The sequence below is a fragment of the Helicobacter burdigaliensis genome (assembly GCF_003670295.1).
GTDB classification, from domain to species: Bacteria; Campylobacterota; Campylobacteria; order Campylobacterales; family Helicobacteraceae; genus Helicobacter_D; species Helicobacter_D burdigaliensis.
This window is the reverse complement of record NZ_QXJG01000002.1, coordinates 168,908-181,103: the sequence shown is the minus strand read 5'-3', so window position 1 is coordinate 181,103 and position 12,196 is coordinate 168,908. Positions and strand designations below refer to the sequence as shown.

Here is a 12,196-nt window from a genome sequence, read left to right as displayed (position 1 = left end):
TCCTCTAAATATTTTTCTACATTATATACAGCAGATACTATTGCATACTTATGAAAACCTTTGTATTTTTTGGGGGTCAAACAACGAAATAGCCTATTTACCTTTATCTGCTGACTAGCATACACTAATCTAACTCCCAAAAATCAATCCTCCTTTCTATATTCAAAAAGCGCTTAATTTTTCAAATTCATTTTACATACTTTTCAATATATTTTAGATAAAATTAACTAGTTTTTAAACTTTTTTTTAAGGCTTGTCTTGATTACATTTATAACACCCATTTTTTATAAAAATAAATATTCCTATATTTATAAAAGAGCAAAATTACTTATAAAAAATTTTTCCACCCTTAATAATATAGAATTAATCATTGCAGATTCTAGCAAAAAACCTATTTTAAATAGCTCTTTTAAAAACATCAAAATTATCCACACCTACACAAAAGATAAGGCTTTCTCACCTGCTAAAGCTAGAAATCAAGCAGTTTCTAAAGCCTCTCATAAGCTTATATTTTTCTATGATGTAGATTTATTTTTCAACTTTGAACTCATTAAAAAACTTCTATTTCTAGGCAATGAAATACTTCAAAACAAAAAAAACTTCATTGCATTACCTTTTTTATACCTCACCAAAAAAGGTAGTCATTTTTTAATCTCTACTAATAATACCACTGCCCTTAAACAAAGTTTTCTTAAAGGTGAAAACCATCTCATTGAAAGCTTTGCAGCAAATGGCTCAGCCATTCTTCTAAAAAAAGAAATCTTTTTAAAGCTTGGAGGTTTTAAAGAAAATTTTTTAGGACATGGTGGGGAGGATTTTGATTTTTTACACAGACTTTTTGCACATTACCCACATTCAGCACAAAATACAGATTATTACTTTAATCAAACTTCACAATTTGTAGCCAACCTAAAAGGCTTTAGAAACTATATGGCACGCTATTCTCTGCCTTACTTCTTTGATAATCTTTTCTTATTGCACTTGTGGCACCCACGCCCTTTTAGCAACCCTTTTTATTTCCGCAAAGAATCTAATAAAATCCTTCTTTTAGAATCCATGCAAAATTTTGATAAATGCAATACAAATATTTGGGCTTCCACAAAAAAGCTTCCTAGCATAGAAGATTTTATTCTACAATTAGCTCAAGAACATGGCTATTCCAAAGATCAATGCATAGGATTTTTCTCTTATGGAAAAGGCATAAAACCTCCTAAAAAACCACTGGGAAACAAATTAAGAAAACTCTTTCTTAATCCCAAATCTTTTTTGCAAGATAGTAAAATTTTTAAATTTCACAAAAGACTACCATGAAACCAAACTACTACATCTATAACATCAAACAAATCTTTAAAAATCAGCATTTTAAGGGTTGGGGATATAAAAAAACAGGGAGATTTGCAAAATCTCTTGCTAAAATTTTCAAAAGTGATTTTACTCTCCTAGAAGATGGCTTTATCCGCTCTTTAGGGCTTGGTGTGGAAAATTCCCCTAGTTTTTCACTGACGAGTGATAATCTTGGAATCTACTATGATGCCACCACTCCTAGTGCTTTAGAAGAGATTTTAAACCATTATGATTTTACAAAAAATCCAACCCTTCTAAAAACTGCTAAAAAAGCGATAAATCTCATCATCACCCATAATATTTCAAAATACAATCACACTCCTAATGTCCCCCCTACCTACTTTACAAGCTCCAAAGAAAAGGTTTTGATTATCTCTCAAACTAGCGGAGATCTAAGCCTAAAATATGGACTTGGAGATAAATTTAGCACAAAAGATTTGATAAATTGTGCTATCAATGAAAATAAAGATAAGGAAATCTACCTTAAAATCCACCCTGATGTATTAAGTGGCAAAAAAAATTCCGATATTAATCCACAAGAAATTCCAAGTTCCATAAAACTCATCACAGAAGACTTTAACCCCATCTCTCTTTTAAAACATTTTAAAAAAGTCTATACCAAAACTTCCCAAATGGGCTTTGAAGCATTGATGACTGGCTGTGAATGTGTGTGTTTTGGCTTGCCTTTTTATGCAGGTTGGGGGCTTACCCTAGATAAACAAACCTGCCCTAGACGCACTAAAATTCGCACACTAGAAGAAGTCTTTGCAGCTAGCTATATCCTTTATAGCACTTATTGCAATCCCATTTACCAAAGAAAAAGCGATATTTTAGACACATTAGAAACTATTATTGCTTATAAGCATTTAGCCTTAAAAAATAATAATAAAGCCTTCTTTTTTGGATTTTCTAGGTGGAAACATAGCTTTATCCCTCCTTTTTTAAAAGAATACAAAAAAGAAAATCTTAAATTTATCAATCCTATTTTCTCCACTCCCCTAAAACTAGCCCTCAAAAAAGGACTAGATTCACAAAGTGAAATTTTTATCTGGGGAAGAAAGGAATTTAAAGAGGTTGAAGAATATGCTAACAAGCATCATTTAAAGCTTACAAGGGTTGAAGATGGCTTTATCCGCTCCATTTCTTTAGGTTCTGATCTCACACGCCCCTATTCGCAGAGCTTTGATACAAAGGGAATCTATTTTGATCCCACAAAAAGTAGCGATTTAGAAGAGATTTTAAACAATCATAAATTTAGCCAAAAAGAGCTTAATGAGGCAAAAATCCTAAGAGAAAAAATCCTAAAAACCAAAATCTCAAAATATAACACCACAAACCACAAAACCCTAAATCTCCCCGAAAGTAAAACCAAAATATTAGTAATCGGACAAGTAGAAGATGACGCCTCAATACGCTATGGAGCTAAAGGAGCGACTAATCTTAGCCTCCTAAAACAAGCAAGAGAAGAAAATAAAAATGCCTTTATCCTCTATAAGCCCCACCCTGATGTATTAAGTGGCAATCGCATAGGTAATATCCCTACCCCTATTGCAAAGGAATTTTGCGACGCACTTGCTACTGACATCAGCCTAGCTTCTTGCATAGAAGCAGTAGATGAAGTGCATACACTCACCTCACTAAGTGGCTTTGAAGCTTTAATCTATGGTAAAAAGGTGGTAACTTATGGTTTGCCTTTTTATGCGGGTTGGGGACTTACCCTAGATAAACAAACTTGCCCTAGACGCACTAAAATTCGCACATTAGAAGAGCTTATTGCCGCAACTTACATTCTCTACCCCCGCTATATCCACCCAAAAACACTAGAATACTGCCACCCGCTTGTCCTAATAGATGCACTAGAAGAAGAAAAGCAAAAGCTTCAGACAAATAAATTATATGCTTTAAAATCAAAACTTTATTCTAAAATCTCACGCTATTTGCAAAAAATATTGCGACTATTTTGCTAGCTTCTAGCTCATAAACAATCTAAAATCTAGCTTTTCATGTGCAAAAGTCGCTAAATCTATTTCTTGATGAGAGACAAAAAGATCTTCAAGCACGCTTAAATTTATATTCTTTTTTTGCAAAACTTGCTCGGCTAGAAGATAACACTTTTGCCTAACCTCTCTTGCAAGCTCTAAATTCTCATATAAAATTTGACTAGATTTTTTATAAGATAGAGGTATGGCTCTTGTAGCATTCTGCGTAAGAGTTTTGATACTAGCATAGACATATTGCTCTATTAAATCTTCAGGGCTTAGCACGCTAAAAGCAATAGCTGGATGTACATAATCTTCATTTTGACAAATTTGATAATACCAATGCGATAAATCATTATGCAAAAATTCTGTATTTTTCAAAGTGGCTCTTGCTATGCTAATCGCGCCTTTACGATTCTCCTCACTCATAATAGAAGCATTTGCAATGCGTGCTAATTTCAAAAGACTTAAAGGCTTAGATTTTAGTGCATTTGCCAAAATATAAACGACACCCTCTTGCAATGCAAAAACCTCTAGCATATACAAACTAAGCCATTCTTGAAAACTCTTAGAATCCTTTACCTTTCCCCAAGAAATATAAGTTTCTAGTCCAAAACTATGAGAATACGCACCATTTGCAAAAGCACTATCAAATAAAAATTGCCCAAGCATTAGTGGTGATGATTTGCATGTTTTAGCGCACATTTTAAAACCTTTTGTGCTTTTTTATAAGAAACATTATTCGCCTCTAACCATTCAATAAGCAAATAATCTTCCTCCACTATCATAACCCCATCTTCAAAAACAGCAGGAGTGTGTCTATTACCAATAGAGTGAGCGACAAATCCCATTTGCATCATATCTTTAGGCATAATCAAAATCACATTTTGTGGTAGAAACTCCACCACAAAAATGTTTTTTTCATCTTCGCCTAAAATATCTCCATCATGCAAATGCCCTTCTTGCAAATTCACACCTATTTCTATTCCATTATCACTTTTTAGCCTAACAATCTGCTTTAGTCTATCATCTGCACTTAACTTCACTTTATCAATGGCTTTACCCTTGCATTCAAAGTTATTAATATTATTGAGTATTTTAGTAACGATCATTGTTAAAATCCTTAAAACAAATAATACATTTGTGCTAGTGGCAATTCATTTACAGGCTCACTATAAGCCTCTTTACCATCTACACTCACTACATAGGTTTGTGGATCTACATCAATCTTTGGAGTAGCATTATTTAATTTCATATCTTTCTTTTTTACATTTGCTGCATTTTTAACAGCCAATACTTTTTTCTTAATCCCATATTCTTCTGCTACTTTCGCATCTACTGCCATTTGACACATAAAGCTAAAGCAAGTCTTATGCACAGCACTTCCAATAGCACCAAACATTTTTCTATGCATAATAGGCTCTGGAGTAGGAATAGAAGCATTGCTATCTCCCATTACTGAAAGTGCACAAAAACCACCTTTGATAACCATTTTAGGTTTTGTTCCAAATGATTTTGGATCCCATAAAACTAAATCAGCGATTTTACCCACTTCTACACTTCCTACATACTCACTAACTCCTGCTGCAATGGCTGGATTAATAGTGTATTTTGCAATATAGCGTTTAATTCTATTGTTATCGCAATATTCACTATCACCCTCCATTATTCCTCTTTGAGCTTTCATTTTATGTGCAGTTTGCCAAGTTCTACTTACAACCTCTCCGATTCTTCCCATTGCTTGAGAATCAGAACTCATAATAGAAATTACACCCATATCATGCAACACATCTTCAGCACCGATTGTTTCTTTTCTGATACGACTATCTGCAAAAGCAACATCTTCTTTTACATTTTTGCTTAAATGGTGGCATACCATTAGCATATCTAAATGCTCTTCAATCGTATTTGTAGTAAAAGGCATTGTAGGATTTGTTGAAGCGGGTAAAATATTTTCATCGCCTGCAAGTTTAATAATATCTGGAGCATGTCCTCCACCTGCACCTTCTGTATGGAAAGTGTGTATTGTTCTTCCGCCAATAGCTGCCCTAGTATCTTCCACGCAACCATATTCATTTAAAGTATCTGTATGGATTCCCACAGAAACATCTGCAATCTCTGCTGCCTTTAGCGCATTATCAATCGCACTTTTTGTAGTCCCCCAATCTTCGTGAATCTTAAGTCCAGCTGCACCTGCTCTTAGTTGCTCTAAATTCACTTCTACATTAGAACCATGTCCTTTAGCATAAAGTCCTATGTTAATAGGCAAATCATCTGTTCCTTGCAACATTCTTTTAATATGAAATTTTCCGGGTGTGCAAGTAGTCGCTTTTGAACCATCATTTGGACCTGTTCCACCACCAAAAAGTGTAGTAACACCATTGCTTAATGCTTCATTCACTTGCTCTGGATTAATAAAGTGAATATGTGTATCCACTCCACCTGCTGTTAAAATTAATCCCTCTCCTGCTAAAGCTTCTGTGCTAACTCCTGTAACAAAATCTACATTATCTGTAATATCTGGGTTTCCACCTTTACCAATACCATAGATAAGTCCATCTTTAATACCAATATCTGCTTTATAGATTCCTGTATAATCAATAACCAAAGCATTTGTGATAATCAAATCTACAACTTCTTTATCAAGCATTCTAGAATTTTGTCCCATACCATCTCTTAGTGTTTTTCCACCACCAAATTTACATTCTTCACCATACACTGCATAATCTTTTTCAACTCTAGCAAAAAGATTAGTATCTGCAAGCCTTATGCTATCCCCTGTTGTAGGGCCAAAATGTGATGCATATTCTGCTCTATTTATTTTAAACATAGCTTCTCCTTATAATTTTCCATTTATTTTGCAGTTTTGTCCCCATACTTCACGACTTCCTGCCAAATCAATCAACTTTACACTTTTAGTAACGCCCGGTTCAAATCTCACTGCAGTTCCACTAATAATATCTAATCTTTTTCCTCTAGCTTTTTCTCTATCAAATTCCAAAAGAGAATTTGTTTCATAAAAATGATAATGGGATCCTACTTGAATGGGTCTATCACCCCTATTAGTTATCTCTAACTCTATTGCCTCTCTTCCCTCATTACAAATAATCTCGCCTTGTGCGTAAATAATCTCACCAAGTTTCATAGTTTTCTCCTTAATTAATCGGATTATGAATGGTTACAAGTTTAGTTCCATCTTTAAAGGTAGCTTCTACTTGCACTTCATCTACTAAATCTGCGACACCTTCTAAAACTTGTGCTTTAGATAAAACGCTTTTGCCCTCATTCATAAGCTCACTCACGCTTTTGCCATCTCTTGCACCTTCTAGTATAAAATCACTAATAATAGCTATTGCTTCAGGACAATTTAACTTTAGCCCTCTATCTAGGCGTCTTCTTGCTACAACAGCTGCATAACTTAACAATAGTTTTTCTTGCTCTTTTTGCGTTAAAGTCATATTTACTCCTTAAATTAATTTAAATTACTTTGTAAATTTTTCTAATAATTAAAATTCATTTTTACTCCTTTTACAAAGTAACGCTTCAAAGCGTTAATATATTCTATGGCTTCACCTTGATTATTTGATAAAACCCTTACTACTAAATTATCTTTAAGATTACTTGCATAAGCTTTGATGTTTTTCTCATTTATACTAGGTATCTCTTCTAATCCGCGTATAAAAATCGTATAAAAATACTCATATTCTAAAAATAGATGAATATTTTTTTTGCAAAAATAATTAAACACATCGTTTAAAACAAGTTTGCTATCTATAAACAATCTAAAATGCATATTTGCCTTAAAATCGCCCAAAGAATAGCCTATAAATCCACCATCTAAATAAAAAAACTTAGAATCCTTTTTGGCAAACATACTTGTTTTACTTTTAAAATCACTCTTTGCATAAAAAATATTTGCATCATTATGGAACACTAGAGCAGATTTTTCATCCACAACAATTCTTGTTTGAAGAGTGGAATTTCCCTTATAAATCTTTTGATTAGACTGAGAATTTAGCGTAGCCTTAGAATCTAAAAGACTAATCTCTTGAAAATAAGAATCTCCCCCTACTAATCCTCCACCAAGAGTGCTAATATAGGCAAAAAATTCTTTATCATTACAAGTTTCCCCTCCATAAATAGGGACTTGCATGAGCCTTTGCATACCTTGCTGATAATGTTCTTTTAAAAAACCTTCTTGAATCTTGATTTTTAAAGCATTCATCTACAAATCTTTTAAAAGGCAATTTTTTTCAATCCAAGAAATCACTTCTTCTAAGCCCTCATCTTTTTTAAGATTCGTAAAATAAAAATCTTTATTACCTCTAAAATGCCTTGTATCGCTTGCCATAATCTCTAAGTTTGCACCCACATAAGGAGCCAAATCTGTTTTATTAATCACAAATAAATCGGACTTTATCATTCCTGCACCCGCTTTTCGTGGGATCTTTTCACCCTGTGCTACATCAATTACATAAATACTAAAATCCACCAAATCTGGACTAAAAGTCGCCGCTAGATTATCTCCGCCACTCTCTAAAAACAATAAATCAAGTTTGAACTTTTTTTGCAATTCACTCAGTGCTGCTTCATTCATAGAAGCGTCTTCTCTAATTGCAGTATGCGGACAACCTCCTGTTTCTACGCCTATAATCCTATCTTCGCTAAGAACGCTATTTTTAGCCAAAAACAAAGCATCTTCTTTAGTATAAATATCATTCGTTACGACTGCAATTTCATAATTTTTACTCATTTTTCTAATCACTCTTTCAATAAGCAATGTCTTTCCAGCACCTACTGGACCACCGACACCTATAATCACTGGTTTTTTCATATTTTTTCTCCAAATTCTTAAATATAAAAATAGTAGGCTAATTTATTTTAAATATAGCTTAAAATTATAAATTTTATTAAAGCATAAATTAATAAAAATACCTTAAAAATATTAATAAAATAATACTTTTTTCATTATTTTATTATTCAAATTACCTTTTATAACATTTTATTAAAAAATTTAAAAAATAGTCTTTTTTAAATTATGATTCAGTTAATTTTATAAAATTTATAGTTATCTTAGGGAGTATTTACTAAAAAATATAATCTATCTATTTATATTTTTAATAAATATAAAAGTTAATTTCAAAAAGGAAATATTATGAATAATAACGAACTTAGGGGAAATGCCACCGCAATGACTTATGTGATATTCCTTGTGGGTATCTTATTTTTATCTTTTACTGCACCTTGGCAAAAGTTATCCAACTTTGATCCTGCAACGGGTGCTTTTACTAGATGTTTGATTGGTGTAATTTGTTTATTGCCTTTTGCAATTATGGAAGCAAAAAAAATTGGCGCACTTAGCAAAAAAGGTGTGTTGCTCTCTCTTTTAGCCGGATTAGTTTTAGGGATCGACTTTACAGCATGGAACTATTCTATCTACTTTGTAGGTTCTGGAATTGCTTCTATTTTATTAAATATTCAAGTAATTATGTTGCCTGCTTTAGCTTTCTTTGTGGATAGAGAAAAGATTCCTTTTAGCTACTATTTTATTGCTCCTATTATGCTAGCGGGTGTAATTTTAGCTGGAGGTGCATTAGAAAATGGAATTGTAGATCCAAATGGTCCTCAAGAAGTTTTTGGCTTAGGGATTATGGCAGTTGGAACAATTTGCGGACTTACTTCTGGATTTTGTTATGGAATTTATCTCTTTGCTAGTAGAAGAGCTGGAAGAATCGGAAATGGACAAGTTGTGCAACCTATTTTTCTTTCAAGTTTTGCACAATTAGTTGCACCACTTGTTTGGGCTTTTTTAATTACAGGACAAGGTTTTGATTTTACTAATGGTGTTATGGTAGATACAGCAGGTGGGATTAAAGCTATGCATTTAAGTGCTGAAATGGGAAATATCACTAGCATTTTATCATCTGTAACGATAGGAGATCCTATCAATACTAGCAATTGGTTTTGGATGGTTGTTTTAGGAGTAGCAGGACAAGCCGCTGCTTGGACTTTTACACAGCATGGTTCTATCAAACTAAACCCAACACTAGGTGCAGGACTTTTGATTTTAAGCCCTATTGCGACAGTAGCACTCATTGCTCCTATTATGTTTGGCGAGAGTTTATCTGCATTGCAAATCTTTGGTGCTGTGATTGCTTTACTTGCAGTTGCTTATCAAAATGGACTTTTCAATGCACTTCTAGGCAAAAATAAATAAAACTTATTCTCTTAACATTTAAAAATGTTAAGAGAATCTCTTTTTAAATTTCAATCTCTTTTTATGTAATTACCCAAAATAAGCCTATTTTCTTTACAAATAAGTTGTAATTAATAAAAAATACATTAGAATACACCTTGCCCTTTTTGAGACTTGTGCAATGGGGTTTTTAAGCAATGCTTCAGGGTGGGAACACAGCAGAGCACTTGAAAATCTTATGTGCCGCAAGTATCTTAAAAGGGGTATTTATGTATCTAGCTCCTTTTCTTCCTCTTCTAAGGATTTTAAAATCTCTTCATAAGTTTCTAAAGAAAGTTTTGCTTGTGCTTCATCAATTTTTGCCATCACATAACCAATATGCAACAGCACATAATCACCAATTTTCACTTCCTCATTCATCAAATCCAAACTAGCTTCGCGCATCACCCCTAAGGTATCCAAAACCACACTATTTGCATTTTTATCAATAGAAATCACTTTAGAAGGTATGGCTAGACACATAATTTTCTCCTTTTTTGGTTTTTAAAAATTCACAAAATTCCTTCAAACTTTCTTCATCTTTGTTAGAAAGCACAAAAAGTGGAATTTCTTTTTTAAGCTTATCCAAATCTTCTCTTACTTGCTCTATTTTAAATTGAAAAACCTCTATTAAATCTGATTTGCTAATCACAACCGCATCCGCACACAAAAACATCGTAGGATACTTTAATACCTTATCATCGCCTTCTGGAGTTGATAGCAATACAATATTTAGATTCGCCCCTAAATCATAGCTTGCAGGACACACAAGATTCCCCACATTTTCTACAAAAAGATATTCTTCTAAAGGTGCATTCTTTTGCAATTTCTCTAAAGCTTCTTTTACCATTAAAGCTTCTAAATGGCACGCATCTCCTGTGGAGATTTGATAAGCATTTATACCAAGATTTAACAATCTTTGTGCATCTCTATTTGTCTGCAAATCCCCCTCTACTACGCTAAAGTTGAGTAATTTTTTTCTAGCAATGCTTTCTAAAAGTGTAGTTTTACCGCTTCCTGGGGAGCTCATAAGATTGATAGCAAAAATATTGTTATTTTTATAAAACTCTCTTAGTTTTATGGCTTCTTCATCATTTTTAGAAAGAATCCTACTCACCACTTCAATACTTTTTCTACTCATTGTGGGATTTTCCATAAAATCTCCTTAAAACCTTTAAAAAATATCAAAATTATGGCTAACCTTATCTAAAATATTCTTGATAAAAGAATAAAATACACAAAAAAGTGATCCATTATGCTTTAAATAATCTTCATTTGGTTAAATTTTATTTTAATTTTTTGATTTTTTTTCTATAATTCTTTTACAAGATTTAACCAAAATGAGGAGATACAAAATGCAAACTCCAAAAATTTTAATCATTGGCGGAGGATATGGAGGGCTAAAAGCTGCCTTAGGACTTCAAAGAAAACTTAAAATACCCGCTAACATCACTCTTATTAGCAAACATGACTATCATTATCAAACAACCCTACTCCATAAAGTTTCCATAGGCACATTGAGTGCTAGAAAAGCTAGAATCTATTATAGAAAGATACTCAATCCCAAAAAAGTTCATTTTATTAAAGATAAGATTCTAAAAATTCTCCCCCATGAAAACAAAGTAGTGGGAAATGGAGGCGAATATACTTATGATTATTTAATCATTGGGCTTGGTTTTAAACCCGATAGTTTTGGCATTAAAGGGGTTGAAGAGCATACTTTTAAACTCTCTTCTTTAAATGCCTCTTTAAAACTCTCTAAAAACATAGAAAATAAGTTTAAAGAATTTGTGCATACCAAAAACCCTCAAGATCTCCATACAATTATCTGTGGAACAGGATTTACCGGTATTGAATTTGCAGCAGAACTTGCCACGCAAATTAACGAATTAAGTCTTATTTGTGGGATAGACAAAAGCATTCCTAAAATCACATGCATAGGAAGATCTGAGCATATTTTACCCGTATTTGATCAAAAATTAGCAAAAGTAGCACAAGATAAGCTCCAAAAACTCGGTGTAGAAATTATTTGTGGCGGAAATATCAAAGAAATAAAGAAAAATAAAGTCCTCTTAGAAAAAGATGGAAAAGAATTAGAAATATGTGGCAATACTATCATTTGGAGTGCGGGTGTCAAAGGAAGCGATATTGTAGAAAAAAGTGAAATCCCCAACAAAAAAGGAAGAATCCCTGTAAATTCCCAACTTCAATGTGAAACCTTTCCTAACATTTATGCTGTGGGCGATTGTGCGCTTGCTACAAGCAAAGATGTAATCCATGCTCCCACAGCACAATTAGCAGCACAAATGGGAGATTACATTGCAGATTTATTTGTGGCTAAACTCTCTAACAAACCTTTTAAAAGAGATTTTAAATTCCACCATAGAGGTACGGTATGTTCCATAGGACACACAGATGGAGTAGGAATTGTCTATGGTAAAAAACTCAAAGGAGAAATGGCAGCTTTTATGAAAAACACCATTGAAAATAAATGGCTCTTTAGCATTGGCGGTTTTGAAATGGTATTCAAAAAAGGACAATTCCGCTACCGCACTAGCAATTAATTTAAGCAAAAAGTAAGCTCTTAAAAATATAATTGCTACTCTTTAAACCATTTTATTTTACTCTAAAGGGGTTT

13 protein-coding genes and 1 other RNA gene are annotated in these 12,196 nt (G+C 33.1%); 5 read left to right on the top strand and 9 right to left on the bottom strand.

Annotated features, from left to right (window positions below; translation table 11 throughout):
* The first annotated feature begins 258 nt into the window (after positions 1-258).
* Both EBF09_RS02255 and EBF09_RS02250 read left to right on the top strand, forming a co-directional pair.
* Positions 259-1,311, top strand: coding sequence for a glycosyltransferase (locus EBF09_RS02255; protein WP_121763520.1), 1,053 nt, complete (start codon positions 259-261; stop codon positions 1,309-1,311).
* Positions 1,308-3,311, top strand: coding sequence for a capsular polysaccharide biosynthesis protein (locus EBF09_RS02250; RefSeq protein WP_121763519.1), 2,004 nt, complete (start codon positions 1,308-1,310; stop codon positions 3,309-3,311). Before EBF09_RS02255 ends, EBF09_RS02250 begins: the two co-directional genes overlap by 4 nt.
* Before the next feature lie 3 nt (positions 3,312-3,314).
* Here the strand turns inward: EBF09_RS02250 and EBF09_RS02245 are convergent, their stop codons facing one another.
* From EBF09_RS02245 to ureG, 7 genes are read right to left on the bottom strand one after another with little or no spacing between them, the layout of a single operon-like run.
* Positions 3,315-3,995 carry an urease accessory protein UreF gene (locus EBF09_RS02245; protein WP_198672513.1) on the bottom strand — a complete coding sequence of 227 codons (681 nt, stop codon included), beginning with the start codon at positions 3,993-3,995 and terminating at the stop codon, positions 3,315-3,317.
* Complete coding sequence (locus tag EBF09_RS02240; protein ID WP_121763517.1) at positions 3,995-4,435, bottom strand: urease accessory protein UreE; 441 nt, start codon at positions 4,433-4,435, stop codon at positions 3,995-3,997. Before EBF09_RS02240 ends, EBF09_RS02245 begins: the two co-directional genes overlap by 1 nt.
* An 11-nt stretch (positions 4,436-4,446) precedes the next feature.
* Positions 4,447-6,153 (bottom strand): urease subunit alpha, encoded by a 1,707-nt coding sequence (gene ureC, locus EBF09_RS02235; RefSeq protein WP_121763516.1) that lies wholly within the window; start codon positions 6,151-6,153, stop codon positions 4,447-4,449.
* Between the two features lie 9 nt (positions 6,154-6,162).
* The gene (locus EBF09_RS02230; protein WP_121763515.1) at positions 6,163-6,468 is read right to left on the bottom strand and encodes an urease subunit beta; all 306 of its coding nucleotides are present in this window, start codon (positions 6,466-6,468) and stop codon (positions 6,163-6,165) included.
* Positions 6,469-6,478: 10 nt separating this feature from the next.
* Positions 6,479-6,781, bottom strand: coding sequence for an urease subunit gamma (locus tag EBF09_RS02225; protein ID WP_121763514.1), 303 nt, complete (start codon positions 6,779-6,781; stop codon positions 6,479-6,481).
* Between the two features lie 41 nt (positions 6,782-6,822).
* Positions 6,823-7,548: an urease accessory protein UreD gene (locus EBF09_RS02220; protein WP_121763513.1), complete on the bottom strand. Its 726-nt coding sequence runs from the start codon at positions 7,546-7,548 to the stop codon at positions 6,823-6,825.
* A complete protein-coding gene (ureG, locus tag EBF09_RS02215) occupies positions 7,549-8,157 on the bottom strand; it encodes an urease accessory protein UreG (RefSeq protein ID WP_121763512.1) in 609 nt (202 codons plus the stop codon).
* Positions 8,158-8,478: 321 nt separating this feature from the next.
* Between ureG and EBF09_RS02210 the strand changes: the two genes are divergently transcribed.
* Positions 8,479-9,540: a DMT family transporter gene (locus EBF09_RS02210; RefSeq protein ID WP_121763511.1), complete on the top strand. Its 1,062-nt coding sequence runs from the start codon at positions 8,479-8,481 to the stop codon at positions 9,538-9,540.
* Positions 9,541-9,684: 144 nt separating this feature from the next.
* An RNA gene (gene ffs, locus EBF09_RS02205) (signal recognition particle sRNA small type) lies at positions 9,685-9,782 on the top strand.
* A 4-nt stretch (positions 9,783-9,786) separates the two neighbouring features.
* On the opposite strand, the gene EBF09_RS02200 is transcribed toward ffs, so the two are convergent.
* Both EBF09_RS02200 and hypB read right to left on the bottom strand, forming a co-directional pair.
* Positions 9,787-10,041 carry a HypC/HybG/HupF family hydrogenase formation chaperone gene (locus tag EBF09_RS02200; RefSeq protein ID WP_121763510.1) on the bottom strand — a complete coding sequence of 85 codons (255 nt, stop codon included), beginning with the start codon at positions 10,039-10,041 and terminating at the stop codon, positions 9,787-9,789.
* Positions 10,019-10,714: a hydrogenase nickel incorporation protein HypB gene (gene hypB / locus EBF09_RS02195; protein WP_121763509.1), complete on the bottom strand. Its 696-nt coding sequence runs from the start codon at positions 10,712-10,714 to the stop codon at positions 10,019-10,021. Before hypB ends, EBF09_RS02200 begins: the two co-directional genes overlap by 23 nt.
* 199 nt (positions 10,715-10,913) lie before the next feature.
* On the opposite strand from hypB, the gene EBF09_RS02190 reads away from it, so the two are divergent.
* On the top strand, positions 10,914-12,122 hold the full coding sequence (locus EBF09_RS02190) for an NAD(P)/FAD-dependent oxidoreductase (protein WP_232817623.1): 1,209 nt from the start codon (positions 10,914-10,916) through the stop codon (positions 12,120-12,122).
* Positions 12,123-12,196 lie beyond the last annotated feature (74 nt).